This is a genomic window from Mesorhizobium sp. LNHC232B00 (assembly GCF_000502435.1).
GTDB lineage: Bacteria > Pseudomonadota > Alphaproteobacteria > Rhizobiales > Rhizobiaceae > Mesorhizobium > Mesorhizobium opportunistum.
The window spans coordinates 348,105-367,495 of the sequence record NZ_AYWP01000003.1 but is presented as its reverse complement, the minus strand read 5'-3'; the positions used below and the strand labels follow the sequence as shown (position 1 = coordinate 367,495).

The 19,391-nt window shown below is 62.5% G+C and carries 18 protein-coding genes and 1 pseudogene; 9 read left to right on the top strand and 10 right to left on the bottom strand.

Features of this window, described 5'->3' with window-relative positions; all coding sequences use genetic code 11:
* Positions 1 to 8: 8 nt before the first annotated feature.
* Positions 9 to 1,013, top strand: a complete 1,005-nt coding sequence (locus tag X743_RS162505) for an asparaginase (RefSeq protein ID WP_023764403.1) — start codon at positions 9 to 11, stop codon at positions 1,011 to 1,013.
* Positions 1,014 to 1,022: 9 nt separating this feature from the next.
* On the opposite strand, the gene X743_RS162510 is transcribed toward X743_RS162505, so the two are convergent.
* Entirely contained in the window at positions 1,023 to 2,399 is a 1,377-nt protein-coding gene (locus X743_RS162510) for a TIGR03808 family TAT-translocated repetitive protein (RefSeq protein ID WP_023764402.1), read from the bottom strand.
* Positions 2,400 to 2,518: 119 nt separating this feature from the next.
* Here X743_RS162510 and greA point away from each other — a divergent pair, with 119 nt between their 5' ends.
* Positions 2,519 to 2,992, top strand: coding sequence for a transcription elongation factor GreA (gene greA / locus X743_RS162515; protein WP_023764401.1), 474 nt, complete (start codon positions 2,519 to 2,521; stop codon positions 2,990 to 2,992).
* A 36-nt stretch (positions 2,993 to 3,028) separates the two neighbouring features.
* Here the strand turns inward: greA and scpA are convergent, their stop codons facing one another.
* Positions 3,029 to 5,149 (bottom strand): methylmalonyl-CoA mutase, encoded by a 2,121-nt coding sequence (gene scpA, locus X743_RS162520; protein ID WP_023764400.1) that lies wholly within the window; start codon positions 5,147 to 5,149, stop codon positions 3,029 to 3,031.
* Positions 5,146 to 6,588, bottom strand: coding sequence for a methylmalonyl-CoA mutase subunit beta (locus tag X743_RS162525; RefSeq protein WP_023764399.1), 1,443 nt, complete (start codon positions 6,586 to 6,588; stop codon positions 5,146 to 5,148). The genes scpA and X743_RS162525 overlap by 4 nt, the downstream gene beginning before the upstream one ends.
* A 337-nt stretch (positions 6,589 to 6,925) precedes the next feature.
* Between X743_RS162525 and X743_RS162530 the strand changes: the two genes are divergently transcribed.
* The gene (locus tag X743_RS162530; protein ID WP_023764398.1) at positions 6,926 to 8,470 is read left to right on the top strand and encodes a helicase HerA-like C-terminal domain-containing protein; all 1,545 of its coding nucleotides are present in this window, start codon (positions 6,926 to 6,928) and stop codon (positions 8,468 to 8,470) included.
* 96 nt (positions 8,471 to 8,566) lie between these two features.
* Here X743_RS162530 and X743_RS162535 read toward each other — a convergent pair whose 3' ends face one another.
* Both X743_RS162535 and X743_RS162540 read right to left on the bottom strand, forming a co-directional pair.
* On the bottom strand, positions 8,567 to 9,397 hold the full coding sequence (locus X743_RS162535) for a L,D-transpeptidase (protein WP_023764397.1): 831 nt from the start codon (positions 9,395 to 9,397) through the stop codon (positions 8,567 to 8,569).
* Between the two features lie 191 nt (positions 9,398 to 9,588).
* On the bottom strand, positions 9,589 to 10,251 hold the full coding sequence (locus X743_RS162540; RefSeq protein WP_023764396.1) for a haloacid dehalogenase type II: 663 nt from the start codon (positions 10,249 to 10,251) through the stop codon (positions 9,589 to 9,591).
* A 154-nt stretch (positions 10,252 to 10,405) separates the two neighbouring features.
* Between X743_RS162540 and X743_RS01000000168680 the strand changes: the two are divergent.
* The 4 genes and pseudogenes from X743_RS01000000168680 (at position 10,406) to X743_RS162555 (ending at position 13,617) form a co-directional block, all read left to right on the top strand.
* Positions 10,406 to 11,283 (top strand): annotated as a pseudogene (locus tag X743_RS01000000168680) (branched-chain amino acid aminotransferase).
* A 176-nt stretch (positions 11,284 to 11,459) separates the two neighbouring features.
* Entirely contained in the window at positions 11,460 to 12,059 is a 600-nt protein-coding gene (locus X743_RS162545) for a superoxide dismutase (RefSeq protein ID WP_013532667.1), read from the top strand.
* Between the two features lie 163 nt (positions 12,060 to 12,222).
* Positions 12,223 to 12,660 (top strand): cytochrome c, encoded by a 438-nt coding sequence (locus tag X743_RS162550; protein WP_023764395.1) that lies wholly within the window; start codon positions 12,223 to 12,225, stop codon positions 12,658 to 12,660.
* 9 nt (positions 12,661 to 12,669) lie between these two features.
* Positions 12,670 to 13,617 carry a cytochrome c gene (locus X743_RS162555; protein WP_023764394.1) on the top strand — a complete coding sequence of 316 codons (948 nt, stop codon included), beginning with the start codon at positions 12,670 to 12,672 and terminating at the stop codon, positions 13,615 to 13,617.
* A gap of 7 nt (positions 13,618 to 13,624) precedes the next feature.
* Here the strand turns inward: X743_RS162555 and X743_RS162560 are convergent, their stop codons facing one another.
* The 3 genes from X743_RS162560 to X743_RS162570 all read right to left on the bottom strand — a co-directional run bounded on the left by X743_RS162560 (position 13,625) and on the right by X743_RS162570 (position 16,911).
* Complete coding sequence (locus X743_RS162560; RefSeq protein WP_023764393.1) at positions 13,625 to 14,014, bottom strand: SET domain-containing protein-lysine N-methyltransferase; 390 nt, start codon at positions 14,012 to 14,014, stop codon at positions 13,625 to 13,627.
* A gap of 150 nt (positions 14,015 to 14,164) precedes the next feature.
* Positions 14,165 to 14,791, bottom strand: coding sequence for a LysE family translocator (locus tag X743_RS162565; protein ID WP_023764392.1), 627 nt, complete (start codon positions 14,789 to 14,791; stop codon positions 14,165 to 14,167).
* An 11-nt stretch (positions 14,792 to 14,802) separates the two neighbouring features.
* Positions 14,803 to 16,911, bottom strand: coding sequence for a S9 family peptidase (locus X743_RS162570; protein ID WP_023764391.1), 2,109 nt, complete (start codon positions 16,909 to 16,911; stop codon positions 14,803 to 14,805).
* A 45-nt stretch (positions 16,912 to 16,956) separates the two neighbouring features.
* On the opposite strand from X743_RS162570, the gene X743_RS1000000171940 reads away from it, so the two are divergent.
* Both X743_RS1000000171940 and X743_RS162575 read left to right on the top strand, forming a co-directional pair.
* On the top strand, positions 16,957 to 17,265 hold the full coding sequence (locus tag X743_RS1000000171940) for a hypothetical protein (protein ID WP_198028415.1): 309 nt from the start codon (positions 16,957 to 16,959) through the stop codon (positions 17,263 to 17,265).
* 156 nt (positions 17,266 to 17,421) lie between these two features.
* Positions 17,422 to 17,847, top strand: coding sequence for a MucR family transcriptional regulator (locus X743_RS162575; RefSeq protein ID WP_013896464.1), 426 nt, complete (start codon positions 17,422 to 17,424; stop codon positions 17,845 to 17,847).
* 98 nt (positions 17,848 to 17,945) lie between these two features.
* Here X743_RS162575 and X743_RS162580 read toward each other — a convergent pair whose 3' ends face one another.
* Together X743_RS162580 and X743_RS162585 are read right to left on the bottom strand one after the other, a co-directional pair.
* A complete protein-coding gene (locus X743_RS162580) occupies positions 17,946 to 18,374 on the bottom strand; it encodes a SufE family protein (protein ID WP_023764390.1) in 429 nt (142 codons plus the stop codon).
* A 156-nt stretch (positions 18,375 to 18,530) separates the two neighbouring features.
* Positions 18,531 to 18,881, bottom strand: coding sequence for a DUF5330 domain-containing protein (locus X743_RS162585; protein WP_023764389.1), 351 nt, complete (start codon positions 18,879 to 18,881; stop codon positions 18,531 to 18,533).
* Positions 18,882 to 19,391 lie beyond the last annotated feature (510 nt).

Sequence of the window (19,391 nt, the reverse complement as noted above, 5' to 3'; positions counted from 1 at the left end):
GAGGTGGCATGACAAATCCGGTTCTGATCGAAGTCTTGCGCGGCGCCATCGTCGAGAGCGTGCATCGCGGGGCCGTCGCGGTCTTCGATGCCGACGGCAAGCCGTTGCTGGAGATGGGCGACACCTCGAAACCGGTGTTTCCACGCTCGGCGGTCAAGGCGATCCAGGCCTTGCCGCTGGTCGAAACGGGTGCTGCCGATGCCTACGGCTTCGGTGACCGCGAGCTGGCACTCGCCTGTGCGTCCCATTCGGGCGAGCCGGCTCATGTCGAGTTGGCACGTTCGATGTTGGCCAGGGCCGGGCTGGATGGCTCAGCGCTCGAATGCGGTGCGCATTGGCCCTCGAACCACGACGCGGAGATTGCGCTCGCCCGGGCCGGCGGCTCGCCCAACGCGCTGCACAACAACTGCTCCGGCAAGCACTCCGGCTTTCTCTGCACCTGCGTGCACTCCGGCATCGAGCATGGCGGCTACGTCAAGGCGGGACACGCTCTGCAGGAGATGGTGCGCGACGCCATGCAGGCAGTGACCGGCGCTGTGCACGGCGCGGACGAGCGGGCGACCGATGGCTGTTCGATCCCGACCTATGCCGTGCCGCTCAAGAGTTTCGCGCTCGGCTTTGCCCGCATGGCCACGACGAATGGCTTTGGCCCTGAGCGAGCCAAGGCCGCGAAACGCCTGCTCTCGGCCTGCATGGCGGAACCGTTCTTTGTCGCCGGCACCGGCCGTGCCGATGTCGCTTTGATGGAAGCCGCGCCCGGACGGATTTTTGCAAAAGGCGGCGCCGAAGGTGTCCACTGTAGCGCGATACCCGAGCTTGGCCTCGGCATAGCGATCAAATGCGACGATGGCGCCGGCCGCGCCGGCGAGGCCATGGCTGCTGCCGTCCTTGCCAAGCTGCTGCATGCGGACGAGGCCCTGTCGGCGAAGCTGGCCGCAATGGCAAACGCCCCGATCGAAAGCCGGATCGGCGCCAAAGTCGGAGCGCTGAGGCCGACCGCAGCCCTCGATTGAGGACGGTCTTCAGCTGACGTGATTGCGCTCGACCGTCAGATGGGCATAGCCGGTATTGTCGGATGACGTCAGGTCGCCTGTCGCGGGATCGGCCCAACGCTGGCCAACGATGGCGCCCTTCAGCGCGCCGTCGATGACGTTATCGGAGATGACGGCCGTACCGGCGCCCTCGACCACGCTGACGACGATGCCAGTTCCAGCCTTGCGGATGATGTTGCCGGTGGCAACGACATTGCGCAGGTACGGCCCCCAGCCGATCTGCATGCCGTAGAGCGGTGCGTTCTCGATGACGTTGTTGGAAACGGTGGTGTCGGCCTCGACGCCGATGCCGACGCCGAACCCGGGCGCGTCGGCGGGGTAGGGGCCGCTGGTCGACAGATTGCGCACGATGTTGCCCGAGCAGACACCCATGCGGCCGCCTTCGTTGAAGTTGACGATCGAGATGCCGTTGGCCGCGCTGTCGACGATGTTGTTGCTGATGTCGGCGCCCTCGAAGGAGAATTCGGAATAGACAGCCGTTTCGCCCGAGCGCGAGCAGGTGTTGCCTGACACCTGCAGGTTGCTGGAACTGTTGGCGCGGATCGCCGAAAAAGCGCAGTCGGAGACGACATTTCCCGAGATGATGACATTTCCGGCCCGGAAGGCGTTGATGCCGTTGCCGTTCTGGCCGGTTCCGCCGCTGCGCGCGCCGATGCGTTCGACGCGGTTGCCGGTGACCATGGTGCCGTCTTCCGCCGCCTGCCAGCGGTGTACGAGGATGCCGCCATTGGCACAGTCGGAGACGGTGTTATCAGTTATCGACAGGCCGGCGGCTTCGACCGAATAGATGCCGGCATCGGCGGCGCCCGATATGTCCGAGCGTTCGATGCGGCCCGCGGCGTGTTCCAGCGCAAGTCCGTTCTTGCCGCTGCCGGTTACCTGGCAATTGTCGACGACCAGATGCGCGACCCGGCGCAGATCGAGCAGTCCTTGCGCATAATCGCCCATCGACCGGTTCGAACCATCGAAAACCAGCCCGCTCAGTTCGATGTGGTCGGCCTGTTCGGCCATGAACAGATGGCCGTCGCCGCCGTAGACGATCCGCGTTGCCCCAGGCACGCCCGAAAGACGCACGCGGCTGGGCAGCGAAAGATTGGACACCACATAGGTGCCGGCTGGCAGGAAAACCGGCAAATCGCGGCTGTTTGCGTCGCGCAGCAGCTTGGCAAAGGCTTTGCTCTGGTCGTCGAAAGTGCCGGGCTGCACGCCGAGTTCGGTGGCGTTGATCGAGCCGCGCATCGAGGCTTTCTCGATGCCGGCAAGGGTGGCAGCCGCCGCCTTGCCAAGCGAGAGGCCGATGACGGCAAAGCCGGCGGTCTGCATCAGCAGCGTTCGTCTGTTCAACATCGGCACAGGGTCCTGGTGTTCAACCCCGGCATCGCAGGAATCGTGCCAGACGACTGGGCTGTCTTTCGCGGGGCCGGCAATGGCTTGTCGAACAGCCACTCGGAGCCTAAATTCAATTGATGAGCAGAGCTTTTACTCGCGAGGAAGACAGCGAAAACGCCATCGCCGGCGTCGGAGAGCGACCGATCAGCACGCACCGCAATCTGGTGACGCAGCGTGGCTTGGCGCAGATCGAGGACAATCTGGGCGATTTGCGCGACATTCTGGCGAAAGCCGAACGGAAAGGCGACCGCGAGCGCATAGCGGTGGTATCGCGCGACCTGCGCTACTGGACCGCCCGGCGCGAGAGCGCTGAACTGTCCGTGCCCGAGCCGGGCAGCGACCTCGTTCGCTTCGGCATGGGCGTCACGCTCGAGGGCGATGACGGCAGGAAGGTGCACTGGAAGATCGTCGGCGAGGATGAAGCCGATCCGACCAAGGGCTCAATTTCCCATGTGTCGCCGATGGCCGTCGCTCTGTTCGGCAAGAAGGTCGGCGACTTGGCCGTGGTCAACGGCAAGGAATGGGAGATCGCTAAGCTCTCGGATGGCTGACGCCAGTCGGCTTTGTCTACTTGGCCAATGTTTCGCTCACCCCGCCAGCAGCCGATCCATCAGACGATCCGCCGCTTCCGGAATAACCGTACCCGGCGGGAAGATCTCGGCAGCGCCAGCCCGCAGCACCGCGTCATAGTCCTGGGGCGGGATGACGCCGCCTGCCACGATTAGCATGTCGCCTCGGCCGAGCTTTTTCAGCGCGTCGCGCAACTCGGGGATCAGCGTCAGGTGCCCCGCCGCCAGCGATGAGGCGCCGATAATATGGATGTCATGCTCGACCGCCAGTTTCGCGATCTCTTCCGGTGTCTGGAACATCGGGCCGACCGTGACGTCGAAGCCGAGATCGGCGAAGGCCGTGGCGATCACCTTCTGCCCGCGGTCGTGCCCGTCCTGTCCCATCTTGGCCACCAGGATGCGCGGCTTGCCGCCAAATTTCTTCCCGAAAGCATCGAGCTTGTCCTGCAGCCCGTCGACCACCGGGCTGTCGCCAAGCGCCTTGCGATAGACGCCGGAAATGGTCTGCACCGTAGCAATGTGCCGGCCGAAGACTTTCTCCAGGGCAAACGAGATTTCGCCGACCGTGGCATTGGCGCGCGCGGCGCGGATGGCGAATTCCAGCAGGTTTTCATTGCCCTGCGCGGCATGGGTCAGCGCGTCGAGCGCGCTTTCGACGGCGGCGACGTCGCGCGTGCCTTTCAGCCGCTGCAGCTTCGACAATTGCCGGGCCCTGACCTCGGCATTGTCGATCTTGAGCACGTCGACCGCGATGTCGTTCTCCGGCCGATGCGCATTGACCCCGACCAGCATCTGCTCGCCGGAATCGATGCGTGCCTGCGTGCGCGCCGCCGCTTCCTCGATGCGCAGCTTCGGAATGCCCTGTTCGGTCGCGGCGGCCATGCCGCCAAGCGCCTCGACCTCCTCGATATGGCTCAGCGCGCGTGCCGCCAGATCATGCGTCAGCCGTTCGAGGTAGGCCGACCCGCCCCACGGATCTATGATGCGCGTGGTGCCGGATTCCTTTTGCAGGATCAACTGCGTGTTGCGGGCGATGCGCGCCGAATGGTCGGTCGGCAGCGCCATCGCCTCGTCGAAGGAGTTGGTGTGCAGCGACTGGGTGTGGCCCTGCGTGGCCGCCATCGCCTCGATCATGGTGCGGATGATGTTGTTGTAGGGGTCCTGCGCCGTCAGCGACCAGCCGGACGTCTGGCAATGGGTGCGCAGCGACAGCGAGCGCTCGTCCTTTGGCGCAAAATTCTTCTTCATCAAGGTCGCCCACAGCAGGCGCGCGGCTCTGAGCTTGGCGACTTCCATGAAGAAGTTCATGCCGATCGCCCAGAAGAAGGACAGGCGCGGCGCGAAGCGGTCGATATCGAGGCCCGCCGTGACACCGGCACGGGCATATTCGATGCCGTCGGCGATCGTATAGGCAAGCTCCAGGTCGGCCGTCGCACCCGCTTCCTGCATGTGGTAGCCGGAGATCGATATCGAATTGAACTTCGGCATGTTCTTCGACGTGTAGGAGAAGATGTCCGAAACGATCCGCATCGATGGTTTTGGCGGGTAGATGTAGGTGTTGCGGACCATGAACTCCTTCAGGATGTCGTTCTGAATGGTGCCCGCCAGATCCTTCTGCGCGACGCCCTGTTCTTCCGCCGCGACGATGTAAAGCGCCATGATAGGCAGCACCGCGCCGTTCATCGTCATCGACACCGTCATCTCGCCGAGCGGAATCCCGTCGAAGAGTTGCCGCATGTCGAGCATGGAATCGATGGCGACGCCCGCCATGCCGACATCGCCGGCGACGCGCGGATGGTCGCTGTCATAGCCGCGATGGGTGGCGAGATCGAAAGCGACCGACAGGCCTTTCTGGCCAGCGGCAAGATTGCGCCGGTAGAAGGCGTTGGACTCCTCAGCCGTCGAGAAGCCGGCATATTGCCGGATCGTCCACGGCTGCTGGACATACATGGTCGGGTAAGGGCCCCGCACGAATGGCGGCAGGCCCGGATAGGTATCGAGAAATGGCAGGCCCTTGAGATCGGCCTGACTGTACAGATGCTTGACGGCAAGACCTTCCGGCGTCGTCCGCTGCCCCTTGACCTCGACGGGTGTCCGCCGTGGCGGCGTCCAGCCGATCTGACTGAAATCCGGAATCAAGAAGCGGCCCCGATGGATTGGTCGATGCGCACGGGAAACAGCGGTTCGCACAGGACGATGCCTTCGGTGAAGGCTGGCCGATGCTGCGCGTCCAGCGTCTCGACCGGACGTTCGCCCTGCTGCGGATAGAGCGTGGTGCCGATCAGGGCCCGCTCGCCTGTCTTGAAGGCGGCGTCGCGCCGTGCGGCGGCAGCACGGACGCGCTGCTGGATGTGCCCGCCCTGAAGGCTGGACAGCACACCTCCTTCAGCCTCGATTGCCTGCAACTCCGCCCACGCTGCCTCGCAGAGATCGGTGGTCAAGGCTTCGACCGCGCCGGAACCAAAGGCAGGATCGGCGACATGATCGACATGGCTTTCATTGGCCATGATCAGCTGCGTGTTGCGCGCGACGCGGCGGGCAAAAGGTGCCGGCAGGCCGTGCGCGATCGTATGTGGCAGGATGGAGATCGAATCGGCGCCGCCCGCGGCCGCGGCGAAGCAGCCGATCGTCGTGCGCAGTATGTTGGTTTCCGGGTCCAGCGCAGTCATCATGCGAAACGATGTCTCGGCATGGATGTTGGCCGTGGAATTGGGGATCGAGCAGGCCTCCTGCACCCGTGCCCACAGCCTGCGCAGCGCCCGGACCTTGGCCATCGAGAGAAACTGGTCCTGGTCGACGCTGAGCGCGAAGCCGATATGGGGTGCGGCATAGACGAGCGGCTGCCGCGCCTTCTCGAACATTCTCAGATACGAGACCGCCGAAGCCAGCATGATGCCGAGCTCCTGCGCTTCCGTTGCGCCGGCATTGTGGAAGACGCGTCCATCCGCCTCGAGCAGCACGCCGGGAACACCCATCGAGAAGAAATGCGCCAGCGATTGCGGCATCGATTCCTGCAGCGCCTCGATCGACATGCGCAGCCGGCCGGTTCCGGCAAGGATTGCCGCCGGGTCGATGCCGAACGACAAATTGAGCTTTGCCGGATCGGAGCGGCGCTTGCTTAGGAACGCCACCAGCCAGTCGGCCATCGGGCGGCTCCAGGGATGGGTGTCGATGCGGATCTGGACGCGGTTCAGGGGCACGCCGTCCAGCACCGTCTCCAGCGCCTGCGCCGTCCTCGGCAGGCCATAGCCGAACGCGTTCGGAGCCCCTTCGAAGACCAGCGACAGTCCGGTCGCGCCCTGTGCGATGTCTTCCAGGGCCTGGGCCTTGGCGCGATCGATATCGGGGTCGTCGACGCGCTGGCTGACGATCCAGGGCGATCGGGGATTGGTACGCACGATCGGCTCGGTTCCGGTCGCGCGGTCGTAGAGCGGCTCGATGCGGATGTTGTCGTCGGTGTGCGAGACCAGCTTTTCCTCGAAGGACGCACCGGCCAGCGCCTTTTCCGCCAAGGTCAACCATCGCTGGCGCTCGGCATCCGCTGGTTCTGCATTCCTGGTCAAGGCTCCGGCGCCCATCCATTTTCCTCGCTTTACGTGGCCGCACCAGCCCGGTCACATCAGTCTACGGTCCCCGGTCGGTTATCGCAATGCAATGTGCTTCGAGGTCCCGAATACGATCCCTTCAGATATAGGTTCGCCTGCGTGGACGGACCATGAACGATTGCCAAACACCAGCAAAATCCGCAAGTTCCAAAAATCCGATTTTGTCGATTGGTCCGATTTGGACGATTGGCCCGGACGTTTGGCCCGGACATTTGGCCCGGACATTTGGCATTGTCGCTGCGCAGCAGCCTGACTATACCTGCGGCTTGGCCATTGGCTTTAGACACACCCGTTTGCGGAGACCGGATACATGGCTGACGACACCAGTATTTTCATCGGCGCCAGCCGCAAGCCGGACGACAGCTATCAGCGTCCCGAGCAATTGCTGCTGCAATATGGAAACCGCCATGGCCTGGTCACCGGCGCCACCGGCACCGGCAAGACCGTCACCTTGCAGATATTGGCCGAAGGTTTTTCCAATGCCGGCGTGCCGGTGTTCTGCGCCGACATCAAGGGCGACCTGTCCGGCATCGCCATGATCGGCACGGCCCAGGATTTCCTGGTCAAGCGGGCCGAACAGGTCAAGCTCGACCCCTATGACTTCCAGGAATTTCCGGTCATTTTCTGGGACCTGTTCGGCGAGCAGGGTCATCCGATCCGCGCCACCGTCTCGGAAATGGGGCCGCTGCTTCTGTCGCGCCTGATGAACCTCACCGAGGCACAGGAAGGCATTATGAACATCGCTTTCCGCCTGGCCGACGAGGAAGGCCTGCTGCTGCTCGACATGAAGGACCTGCAGGCGCTGCTCGCCAACATCGCCGAGCGCGCCGACGAGATCGGATCGCGCTATGGCAATGTGACGAAGCCTTCCGTGGGGGCCATCCAGCGCACGCTGCTGGTCCTGGAGCAGCAAGGCGCGGCAAACTTCTTCGGCGAGCCGGCCTTGCGGATCTCCGACATCATGCGCACCACCCGCGACGGGCGCGGCGCCATCAGCGTGCTTGCCGCCGATAAGCTGATGATGAACCCGCGGCTCTACGCCACCTTCCTGTTGTGGCTGATGTCGGAACTGTTCGAGGTGCTGCCCGAAGTCGGCGACCCCGACAAGCCGAAGCTGGTGTTCTTCTTCGACGAGGCGCATCTGCTGTTCGACGAAGCGCCGAAGGTGCTGATCGACCGCGTCGAACAGGTTGTCCGCCTGATCCGTTCGAAAGGGGTAGGCGTCTATTTCGTCACGCAGAATCCCCTGGATATTCCCGAAAAGGTCCTGGCCCAGCTCGGCAATCGCGTCCAGCACGCGCTGCGCGCCTATACGCCGCGTGAGCAGCAGGCGGTGAGGACGGCGGCCGAGACGTTCCGGCCGAACCCCGATTTCGACTGCGCCACAACCATCACCCAACTCGCCACCGGCGAGGCGCTGGTCTCGACACTGGAGGCCAAGGGCGTGCCGTCCATGGTGCAACGCACTTTGATTCGCCCACCCTCGTCGCGGCTTGGACCCATAACCCCCGCCGAGCGGCAAAAGCTGATCGCTGAAAGTCCGGTCATCGGCCAGTATGATGAGGTCATCGATCGCGAATCGGCTTTCGAGATGCTGCAGAAGAAAGCCAAGGAGGCGCAGGACGCCGAACAGCAGGCGCAGCAGGCCGGCACAGGCGGCTCGCGCTGGACCATCCCGGGCTTCGGCAATGACGATCCGCCGCAATCCGGCGGCAGGCGGGCACCCGCGCCGCGCCCCTCCAATCGCCAGACCGTGGCCGAGGCCGCGATCAAGTCGGTGGTGCGTTCGGTCGGCTCATCTGTCGGACGCGCGATCGTGCGCGGGATCTTGGGGAGCCTGTCGAGGGGACGCTGAACTTCCGGCCGGGGAGGGAGCCAAGGCCCCACTCCCTACAGCGCCGCGCGTCCGCTGGACACATGGCGCCGGAGCCCGTCCATAGATGTTGTCGGCTCAGAAAATCGAATCCGTGATCGCCTTGACCGGCCCGAGCAGTACCGATCCGTCCGGCACGCCGGCGTCGATCGGAATGGCCTTGTGGTTTGCCGTCGCCGCCGCAACCATCGGCTGCCTGGCATCGCTGGTCACGATGACCGGTGATTTCGATGGCACGCGGTCGTAGAGATCAATGATGTCCTGGTTCATCAGGCGCACGCAGCCCGACGAAACCGATTTGCCGATCGAGCGCCACTCCGGCGAGCCGTGCAAGCGGTAGAGCGTGTCGACGTTGCCTTGGAAGAGATAGAGCGCGCGCGCGCCGAGCGGGTTTTTCAGCCCGCCGGGCATGCCGCCATTGTCTGCGCTGTATTGCTTCAACTCCGGCTGCCGGGCGATCATTTCATCCGGCGGTGTCCATTTCGGCCATTTCTGCTTCCACTGGACGACGGCGTCGCCCGACCATTCGAAGCCGGCACGGCCGAGACCGACGCCATAGCGGATGGCCTGGCCGCCCGGGCGGACCAGATAGAGGAAATGGCCTGTCGTATCGACGACGATGGTTCCCGGCTTCTGTCCGGTCGGGTCGGGAACGATCTGGCGCAGGAACTGCGGATCGATCCTGTCGACCGGGATGGCCGGCAGATCGAAGCCGCCATCGCTGACGGCCGCGTACATCGTGGCATAGTCGGCAAGCGGCGGCTCGACATAGGTTGGCGGCGGCGGTTCCACCGGGCCTGGCCCGGTGGTGGCGCATGCGGAAACCGCGATCGAGGCGGCGCCCAGCGCGGCGGCGTTGAGGAAGCCGCGACGGCTGAGGCGAAAGGATTCGATTTCGGTTATGGACATAGTTGCCTTCTTTAGGACTCAAATTCCAACAAAGCGTGAATACACCGACCGCTGTTGCGGGTGCCTGACAACACCTGGCGCGATAGGCGGTTCCGATTCTGGCCCGAACGTGGACAAACAAAGGCGAAGCTGTGACCGTCCCGCCACTGTGGCGCCATGGCCACAGCCTGTGACCGGCCACAGCCTGTGGCCTAGCCGCCGGATACCAGGGCTTCGAGGCTCGGCAAGATCAAGGCCGGCGGAAAGTCCCGGTATTCCTCTGGCTGGTTGGAACGGTTGATCCACACCGTGCGGAAGCCGAATTTGGTGGCGCCTGCGATGTCCCAGCGATTGGAGGACTGGAAGGAAACCGCGCCGGGATAGAGGCGCCAGCCGGTGGCGACCATGTCGTAGACCGCTGGATCGGTCTTGAAGCGCCGCACCGCATCGACGGAATAGACGTCGTCCAGAACCTGCTCGAGCGCGGCGGACTTGACCGCGGCCTGCAGCATTTCGGGCGAGCCGTTGGAGAGGATCGCCAGCCGGGCGCCCGAAGCCTTGAGCGCTTTCAGCACCGCCGGTACTTCGGGATAGCAATCCAGCCGCCAGTAGGCTTCCAGCAGGTTCGCCTTGAGCCCTGGATCGGCCGAGGGCACCTTGCGCAGGGCGAAATCGAGCGCTTGCTCGGTTAACTGCCAGAAATCGGCATAGCCGCCCATCAACGTTCGCACCCAGGAATATTCGAGCTGCTTGGCGCGCCAGATTTCGGACAGCAACTGGCCGTCCGGCCCGATCTGGTCGGCATGGCGACGCACTGCGGCATGCACGTCGAACAGCGTGCCGTAGGCGTCGAAAACATAGGCCGCGTATTGCATAGCGACAGTTTTGGGGCGAGGCGGGGCAAGGTGCAAGCCCCGATTGCATCGCGCCTGCCTCTGGCCTCAACAAAACTCCCCTATGCCGGTTGACGGCGCCGGCCAAAGCGTCATCCAATGCTGCCATACGATTGATCGGAACGGGAAAAACGCGATGACACTGGCGGCCGCAGCGCAATCCGCGACATGGACTTTCGTCGATGGCGACTGGTACGAGGGCAACGTCGCCATCCTGGGGCCGCGCAGCCACGCCATGTGGCTTGGCACCAGCGTGTTCGACGGCGGCCGCTGGTTCGAAGGCGTGGCGCCCGACCTCGATCTTCATGCCAAGAGAGTGAACGCCTCGGCGATCGCGCTCGGCCTCAAGCCGAACATGACGCCGGAGCAGATCGTCGGGCTGACCTGGGACGGATTGAAGAAGTTCGACGGCAAGACGGCTGTCTACATCAGGCCGATGTACTGGGCCGAGCATGGCGGCTACATGGGCGTGCCGGCCGATCCTGCCTCGACCCGTTTCTGCCTTTGCCTCTACGAATCGCCGATGATCCCGCCGTCCGGCTTTTCGGTGACGGTGTCGCCGTTCCGGCGCCCGACCATCGAAACCATGCCTACCAACGCCAAGGCCGGTTGCCTTTATCCCAACAACGGCCGTGCCATTCTCGAGGCCAAGATGCGCGGCTTCGACAACGCGATGGTGCTCGACATGCTTGGCAACGTCGCCGAGACGGGCACCTCGAACGTCTTCCTGGTCAAGGACGGTCATGTCTTTACGCCGGCGCCGAACGGCACCTTCCTGTCCGGTATAACCCGCTCGCGCACGATAAATTTGCTTGGCGAATATGGCTTCAAAACCACCGAAAAGACGTTGTCCGTGCGCGAGTTCCTTGAGGCGGACGAGATATTCTCCACCGGAAACCATTCCAAGGTGGTGCCGATCACCCGCATCGAGGACCGCGACCTGCAACCCGGGCCGGTGGCCAAGAAGGCGCGCGAGCTCTATTGGACTGGGCGCATTCGACGACAACCGGCTGAGGCGCCGGCCCGGTCGTTTTGTCGCTGCCCGGTTTGTTGCCGCAAAACCGTGTGACAGTTTTCCGCAACCCGCCTAGAAAGGGACCGGCGTTTCATTTCCGGAGTTGTTCCAGCTCAATCCAGACCTATGTTAATCCGGTATCAACACCGGATTTTTCCACGAGGGAGTACCATCCATGGCTTTCGAATTGCCCGCTCTGCCCTACGACTACGAGGCCCTACAGCCCTATATGTCGAAAGAGACGCTGGAGTATCACCACGACAAGCACCACAAGGCCTATGTCGACAACGGCAACAAGCTGGCCGCCGAAGCCGGTCTTGGGGATCTGTCGGTCGAAGAGGTGGTCAAGCAGTCGTTCGGCAAGAACGCCGGTCTCTTCAACAATGCCGCGCAGCACTACAACCACATCCATTTCTGGAAGTGGATGAAGAAGGGCGGCGGCGGCAACAAGCTCCCCGGCGCACTGCAGAAGGCGGTCGACAGCGACCTCGGCGGTTACGACAAGTTCAAGGCCGACTTCATCGCCGCCGGCACGACGCAGTTCGGTTCTGGCTGGGCCTGGGTCTCGGTCAAGGACGGCAAGCTGGCGATCTCGAAGACGCCGAACGGTGAAAATCCGCTCGTCCACGGCGCATCGCCGATCCTCGGCGTCGACGTCTGGGAACATTCCTATTACATCGACTATCGCAACGCCCGGCCGAAATATCTCGAGGCGTTCGTCGACAGCCTCATCAACTGGGACCACGTCCTGGAACTATACGAAAAGGCGAAGTGATCGATCGTCAGAAAAGCCCCGGCACTCCGGGGCTTTTCTTTTCCGCGTCGAAGTCACGCAATAGCAAAGGTCCGGCAGAAATCATTCAGGCGAAGGGGAATATTCCACCCGTCGCATCCGTTAACGTTCCGTCCCGAAATGCCTTCATCATGGAGCCAAATGAATGAGAAAGCTTGTCATCGCCATCTCAATGCTCGCCTTCGCCGGTTCGGCCGCCTCTGCCGATCCGATCCTCGATAGGCAGGCTCTGATGAAGGAGCGCGGAAAGATCGTCGGCGGCTTGGCGAAAGTGGCCAAGGGCGAGGAGCCCTTCGATGCCGCGGCCGTGCTGACGCAACTGCAGGCGCTGCAGGCGAATGCCGAGACGTTCGACGCCGACGCCTTGTTCCCGAAAGGCAGCGATACCGGCGACACGACGGCGGCGCCAAAAATCTGGGAAGACATGGCCGGCTTCAAGGCCACCGAAGACAAGTATCTTGCCGACGTCAAGGCGGCGGTCGCGGCGGCTCCCGCCAACGTCGACGCGCTGAAAGCGCAAGTCGGCGCCATCGGCTCGGATTGCGGCACCTGCCACCAGACCTATCGCGTGAAGAAGGGCTGATAGCGGGCAATGTCCCGGCTGAAAAAACTCGTCGGCGCCCTCATCATCCTGGGTGGCGTCGGCGCGGTTGCAGGCTGGGTCCTGTCGGCGCCGGCGACGCTGGACACGCAGGCCCTGGCCAAGCTTGGGCCAGGTGACGCAGCCAAGGGCAAGCGCATTTTCTACGCGGGCGGCTGCACCTCCTGCCATGCAAAACCGGGCTCGCAAGGCGATGCCCGGCTTCAGTTGGTGGGCGGCCTCGAACTCAAGACGCCGTTCGGCACCTTCGTTCCCCCCAACATTTCGCAAGATCCCAAGGACGGCATCGGCGCATGGTCGCTCGATGATCTCGCCAACGCCATGCTGAAGGGCGTGTCGCCCTCGGGTCAGCATTTTTATCCGGCATTCCCCTACGCTTCCTACGCGCGCATGAATCCGGCCGACATTGCCGACCTCTATGCTTTCCTGAAGACCCTGCCCGCGGTCGCTGGCAAGGCGCCGGACAACTCGCTGGCATTCCCATTCAACATCCGACGTGGCATCGGCCTGTGGAAGCGCCTCTATCTCAGCGATCAGCCGGTCATTCCTCTACCCGGTGGCACGCCTGAACCGGTGATGGCTGGCCGCTATCTGGTCGAGGGACCCGGCCATTGCGGCGAATGCCATACGCCGCGTGACCTTGCCGGAGGCAGCAGGAAAAGTGAATGGCTGGCCGGCGCCGTCGCCGCCGAAGGCAAGGGCGTCGTGCCGAACATCACGTCGGGCGAGGGCGGCATCGGCAACTGGTCGGAATCCGACATCGCCAACTATCTCGAGACCGGCTTCACGCCGGATTTCGATTCTGTCGGCGGCGCCATGGTCGACGTGCAGCGCAATATGGCCGAGCTGACGCCGCAGGATCGGGCGGCCATCGCCGCTTACCTCAAGGCTGTACCGCCACATCCAAACGGCTATCCGGCGCGCAAGCCGGCGAGCTGACTATCGACTACAGGTGCCGGTCGCCGAGGAAATCGAAACCCGTTTCGAAGAAAAGATTGTAGTTGCAGGTCAACTCCTCGCCCGCTGCGATGTCGCGCAAGGCATAGGTTTCCTCAGGCGAGGAGACGTCGCAATTCGGCTCGTCGTCATGGTTCATGTAGCGGGCATCGTCCGCTTCGAAGACGATATAGGCCGGGTCGCGCCTGTCGGGGTAGGAATAGCGGTCGAGATAGTTCTTCACCGGCCCCGTCTCGCCCTCATAGGTTTCCACGTCGATGATCCGGTCGAACCTGGGGTCGAGCTTCCAGACCAGCGTGCCCTTGGGGATGTGGTTCTTGGCAAAGACGCCGATGCCCTGGATCGGCGATTTGTCGAGATAGACGTCGACGAGCAGCATAGTGGACCCTTATGCGAGTATGGGCTCATCGCCCGGGAAAATCGTGCTTTGGGTAGCGCGCGACCGTCGCAATTGCGAGCGGAAATCAGCAGCTCGGAATTCAAAAAATCATGATCGTCGTGCCTGGCGGAAGATGCGACCCGCCCGCCGTCAGCGCTGTTGCAAAGCCAGGCGAACACCCAAGGCGCAGTAGATGCCGCCGACAACCTTGCCCTGCCATTTCAGCACCGTCGGGTTTCGGCGCAGGAAGGTACCGAGCCGCCCGGCGCTCACCGCAAAAACGACCGTGCTGAAAAGGCCCAGCAGAACGAAGATCACCCCGAGCGTCATCAACTGGAGCATCACCAACCCGTTTTCAGGCCGCACGAACTGAGGCAGGAAGGCGAGAAAGAAAAGCGCGGTCTTGGGATTGAGCACTTCGGTAAGGACAGCTTGCCCGAATGCCTTGCCGGCGGAGATCGCAAGCTTGCCGGCAGTCGGATCGGCGGGCGTCTTTTCGATGATCGCGCGGATGCCGAGATAAACGAGGTAGGCCGCGCCGATATACTTCACGACGCTGAACAGCGTCGCGGAGGTGGCGATGACGGCCGAGATGCCTACCATCGCCATGGCTGTGTGAAACATGTCGCCGGCCGCGATCCCTGCACCCGTTGCGATCCCGACCTTCGTGCCCGAACTCGTTGCGCGGGCGATCGTCAGCAGGGTGGCCGGACCCGGAACAAAGACAAAGCCGAACACAACGGCGACGTAGGCGATCAATGTGGACAGATCGATCATCGACGGGTCTCCTAGGCAAGCTGGGCCTTGCCCGTCACCTTCAGTGTGAAGGCATAGGTATAGGCTATCTCTTCCAGGCGTGAAAACCGGCCCGAAGCACCGGCGTGGCCGGAATCCATATTGATCTTGAACAGCACCGGATTGTCGCCGCTCTTGCGGTCGCGCAGCCGCGCCACCCATTTGGCCGGCTCCCAATAGGTGACGCGCGGATCGGTGAGGCCGGCGAGCGCCAGGATCGGCGGGTAGTCGAGCGCCGCGACGTTGTCGTAGGGCGAGTAGGCGGCGATCGTGCGGTAGTCGTCGGCTGACGCGATCGGATTGCCCCATTCCGGCCATTCAGGCGGGGTCAGCGGCAGGGTCGCGTCGAGCATGGTGGTGAGCACGTCGACGAACGGAACCTCTGCGACGATGCCGCCGAAACAGTCCGGCGCCATGTTGGCTATGGCGCCCATCAGCATGCCGCCGGCCGAGCCACCTTGCGCGACGATGCGGTCATGCGCCGTATAGCGCTCGGCAACGAGGTGACGCGCACAGGCGATGAAGTCGGTGAACGTGTTCATCTTGTGCTCACGCTTGCCGTCATCGTACCAGCCATAGCCCTTGTCCTTGCCGCCACGGACATGAGCGATGGCAAAGACAATGCCGCGGTCGACCAGCGAGAACCAGTTGGTGTTGAAGGCGGCCGGCACGGTGATGCCGTAGGAACCGTAGCCATAGAGCAGACAAGGTGCGGATCCGTCCAGCGGCGTGTCGCGGTGGTGCAGAAGCGAGATCGGCACCAGTTCGCCATCGGCGGCGGGCGCCATCAAGCGCCTCGTGACATAGTGGTCCGGGTCGTGGCCGGACGGCACTTCCTGGGTCTTGAGCAGTACCCGCTCGCGCGTGCGCATGTTGTAGTCGAACACCTGCGACGGCGTCGTCATCGACGAATAGGAAAAGCGCATGGTTTCGGTGTCGTATTCATACGAGCCCGAAAGACCGAGCGAGAACGCCTCCTCATCGAAAGAAATCAGGTGTTCTTCGCCATTCGTACGGTCGCGCACGACGATGCGCGGCAGGCCCTCCTTGCGCTCGAGTCGGACCATATGGTCCTTGAAGCCGATCACCGACAGGATCAGCCGGCCCGGCTCGTGCGGCACCAGCTCCTGCCAGTTGGCACGCACCGGATCGCTTGCCGGCGCCGTCATGATCTTGAAGTCCTTCGCCCCGTCCGCGTTGGTCAGGATGAAGAAGATGTCGCCGCCTTCCTCCAGCTCATATTGAAGGCCAGTCTCGCGCGCCGAAACGAGCTTGGGTTCGGCAAACGGATCGCTTGCGCTCAACAGCCGGTATTCCGAGGTCTCGTGATCGTTGATGCCGATCATGATCCATTCGCTGTTGCGGGTGCCGTCGACATTCATGAAGAAACCGGGGTCGGTCTCCTCATAGATCAGGTGGTCGTCCTCAGGGTTCTGTCCCAATGCATGGAACAGCACCTTTGATGGCCGGTGGTTGGGGTCGAGACGGGTGTAGAAGAATCCGTCATTGCCGGCGTCCCACACGCCCGACCCGCCCGTGGCCTGTATCTGGTCCGCCAGATCCTTGCCGTCGGCAAGGTCGCGCACGCGCAGCGTGTAGAATTCGGAGCCCTTGTCGTCGAAGGCCCACAGCAGCTTGGCGTGGTCGGACGAATGATCGACACCGCCGAGCCGGAAATAGGCCTTGCCCTCCGCCTCTGCGTCGCCGTCGAGCAGGATCCGCTCGGTGCCGCCGTCGCGCGGCGTGCGGAAATAGCGCGGCTGCTCGCCGCCAAGCTTGAAGGAGGAACCATAGGCATATGGCCCGTCCTTCATGGGAACCGAAGAATCATCCTCCTTGATGCGGCCCTTCATTTCTTTGAAAAGCTGCTTCCGCAGGTCTGAAGTATCGGCCATCAGCTTCGACTGGTAGGCGTTCTCGGCTTCGAGTTCGGCGCGTATCCCCGCATCGAGCAGGGAAGGATCCCGGAACATCTCCTGCCAATTGTCGGCACGCAGCCAGGCATACTCATCTGTTCGCGTGATGCCGTGATGCGTGTCGGTAACCGGCCGCTTCTCGGGCACCGGCGGGCTGACGGATGGAAATGCGGAAGTCTTGGTCATTGCGTCTCGCTGTGCCCGTTTCTTTGGTCTTTGCCGGCCCGTCTCATGCGACCGTATTCGCGGCTTGGCAAGTGGCCAATCGAGGCGGCCGGCCGGCGGACATCTCGCCTGGTTGCCTTGCGCGAAAAAGACGATCAGCAACCTGTGGTTTTGTGGACAGATGTGAACAACCAAGGTTGCAAGCGCGATGGCCAAGCAAATCCGAGCATTCAAACCCGTTTCGTGAGTTATCTCGAATGTAACGGCGAGCTGACGCCACGTCAGCCTTTGCCCGTTTGGCCGAAAAATATCGAAAAATTACATGATGCACGAAAGATTGAAGCTGAACGACGAATAGTTGATCAACATTCGTAAATATAATGCAGTGAGTGAATTGACTTACTTGATCGATGGCCGCATTGATGTGCCCGCGACACGAATCGCAGAAGCTCTACCTGCACAAAATTCGTGCAATGCCCTGCCTGCAAAAATGGGCACAATCGACGTCACTCTTGTTGGGGCCTGAAGACCATGGATATTGTCGAATCACCTTCCCGAAACAATGAAGCGCTGATCGAGCTCACCGCCGATGTGGTGGCTGCCTATGTCAGCAACAATCCGGTGCCGGTCGGCGAACTGCCGAACCTGATATCCGATGTCCACGCTGCCCTCGGGCGTGTGGGCGGAACCGCCGAGCAGCCCCCTGCCGACAAGCAGAAGCCGGCTGTAAACCCGAAGCGCTCCGTCCATGACGACTACATCGTCTGTCTCGAGGACGGCAAGAAGTTCAAGTCGCTCAAGCGTCACCTGATGACCCATTATGACCTGACGCCGGAGCAGTATCGCGAAAAGTGGAACCTCGACCCGAGCTATCCGATGGTTGCCCCGAACTACGCGGCGGCTCGTTCACAGCTCGCCAAGAAGATGGGCCTCGGCCGCAAGCGCAAGGCGCGGTAATCGCTCCTCGTCAGGCTTAACCGACATCAACGGCGCCTTCGGGCGCCGTTTGATTTTGCGGCTTGGTAGACGGGCAGGGATGTAGACGGACAGGGAACTCAGGCGGTCTGTTCGAGCGCCATCTCGGCATCGCGCTTGATGCGCTTGACCATCGAGCGGAGGCCATTGGCGCGCTGGGGCGACAGGTGTTCGTCCAGGCCGAGCGCCTTCAGCGTCGCTTCGGCATCGGTCTTCTGGATTTCGCTGGCGGTCCGTCCCGAAAACAGCGCCAGCACGATCGCGACCAGTCCGCGCACGATATGGGCATCGGAATCGCCCCTGAACGCAATGACCGGATCGGGGCCCGGTCCCCGTTCGGTGGTCAGCCAAACCTGGCTGACGCAGCCGGGCACCTTGTTGGCGGCGTTGCGTTCCTCCTCGGGAAATGGAGGCAATGCTTCGCCGAGTTCGATGACATAGCGATAGCGGTCCTCCCATTCGTCAAGGAAGGAGAAGTCATCGCGGATCGTCTGGATCGAGGCCGTCATGACCCGGATATAGTGATCCGGCGGCGCCGCGTCACGGAAAAAACCCCAGCGGCGCCGCGTCACGGAAAAAACCCCAGCGGCGCCGCGTCACGGAAAAAACAAGGACACCGCGGGCGTCGAGAGGGCAGACGGCCCGCGGTGCGCCGTCGAGACGGCTTAATTCTTTACCGGCAGGTTGACTGTCTCAGGCAGCACGATGTTCTCGGCCACGCTGCCGGTCATTGTCGAAGTGTCGGGGCCGGCGGACTTGTCGTCCAGCATCGCCGCTGCGATCTTGGCGGTCTCCTTGGCGCGTGCCGTGATGGTGTGCATGGCGGACTTGCCGGTTTCGCAGACATCGGGCTTGCGCTCGCAAATGCCGGCAATGTCACCGACTGCGTCGCGTGCCGCGAACAAGGCCTGGATCGGCCCGACGCTTTCCTGCCCTGGTTCGTCCGAACCGGCAGTCAGGGGCAGCGCCAGCAGCACCAGGGAAAACCAGAAAGCCATTCTTATCAGGAAGAACATGCCTTGCCTCTCGTCGTGACCGGATCATGCATCACATGGCATGACCTCTTTATGGCAGGATGTTGGCACACAGGCACGAAGGACGGCTTGCGGGTCATCCGACAATTTTCCTCAAATTTTAGGCAAATTCGAAACGAAGCATTTTGCGATTGATTTGTCTCATATCGGGGCGATTTTCGTTACCGACCAATAACCATTTATCTGGCTGTTTCCATTGCGCTTTTATAAAACTCGAGCGTTTTCGTGCCCACCCCTGGTCCACTGTGGGCAGGCATTCCCGGATAACCCTCCATTTACTATGGCGGCATTTGACCGGGTTTTCGAGGGCAAGCATCCCGATATTTGACACGGGCCGGGCTTTGGTCGGGCCTGCCCTTATCCATTCCTTAAACGCTGGATGAGAGTTTCAGAGCCAATCAAAACAATCTGCGGAAGCAGAGCTGTTCACGACGAGTGCGAGTGCGTTGAGTTGATGCCGATCAAGGCCAGATACGCTGAATTGCCTGGCGC

Bases quoted from the DNA above. Each gene is read 5' to 3' on its own strand.
- X743_RS162555 (WP_023764394.1), top strand. From the start codon at position 12,670: ATGTCCCGGCTGAAAAAACTCGTCGGCGCCCTCATCATCCTGGGTGGC.
- X743_RS162565 (WP_023764392.1), bottom strand. From the start codon at position 14,791: ATGATCGATCTGTCCACATTGATCGCCTACGTCGCCGTTGTGTTCGGC.
- X743_RS162530 (WP_023764398.1), top strand. From the start codon at position 6,926: ATGGCTGACGACACCAGTATTTTCATCGGCGCCAGCCGCAAGCCGGAC.
- X743_RS162505 (WP_023764403.1), top strand. From the start codon at position 9: ATGACAAATCCGGTTCTGATCGAAGTCTTGCGCGGCGCCATCGTCGAG.
- X743_RS162570 (WP_023764391.1), bottom strand. From the start codon at position 16,911: ATGACCAAGACTTCCGCATTTCCATCCGTCAGCCCGCCGGTGCCCGAG.
- X743_RS162525 (WP_023764399.1), bottom strand. From the start codon at position 6,588: ATGGGCGCCGGAGCCTTGACCAGGAATGCAGAACCAGCGGATGCCGAG.
- X743_RS162540 (WP_023764396.1), bottom strand. From the start codon at position 10,251: ATGCAATACGCGGCCTATGTTTTCGACGCCTACGGCACGCTGTTCGAC.
- X743_RS162535 (WP_023764397.1), bottom strand. From the start codon at position 9,397: ATGTCCATAACCGAAATCGAATCCTTTCGCCTCAGCCGTCGCGGCTTC.
- X743_RS162545 (WP_013532667.1), top strand. From the start codon at position 11,460: ATGGCTTTCGAATTGCCCGCTCTGCCCTACGACTACGAGGCCCTACAG.
- X743_RS162510 (WP_023764402.1), bottom strand. From the start codon at position 2,399: ATGTTGAACAGACGAACGCTGCTGATGCAGACCGCCGGCTTTGCCGTC.
- X743_RS162580 (WP_023764390.1), bottom strand. From the start codon at position 18,374: ATGACGGCCTCGATCCAGACGATCCGCGATGACTTCTCCTTCCTTGAC.
- X743_RS1000000171940 (WP_198028415.1), top strand. From the start codon at position 16,957: ATGCGACCGTATTCGCGGCTTGGCAAGTGGCCAATCGAGGCGGCCGGC.
- X743_RS162585 (WP_023764389.1), bottom strand. From the start codon at position 18,881: ATGTTCTTCCTGATAAGAATGGCTTTCTGGTTTTCCCTGGTGCTGCTG.
- X743_RS162560 (WP_023764393.1), bottom strand. From the start codon at position 14,014: ATGCTGCTCGTCGACGTCTATCTCGACAAATCGCCGATCCAGGGCATC.
- X743_RS162550 (WP_023764395.1), top strand. From the start codon at position 12,223: ATGAGAAAGCTTGTCATCGCCATCTCAATGCTCGCCTTCGCCGGTTCG.
- X743_RS162575 (WP_013896464.1), top strand. From the start codon at position 17,422: ATGGATATTGTCGAATCACCTTCCCGAAACAATGAAGCGCTGATCGAG.
- greA (WP_023764401.1), top strand. From the start codon at position 2,519: ATGAGCAGAGCTTTTACTCGCGAGGAAGACAGCGAAAACGCCATCGCC.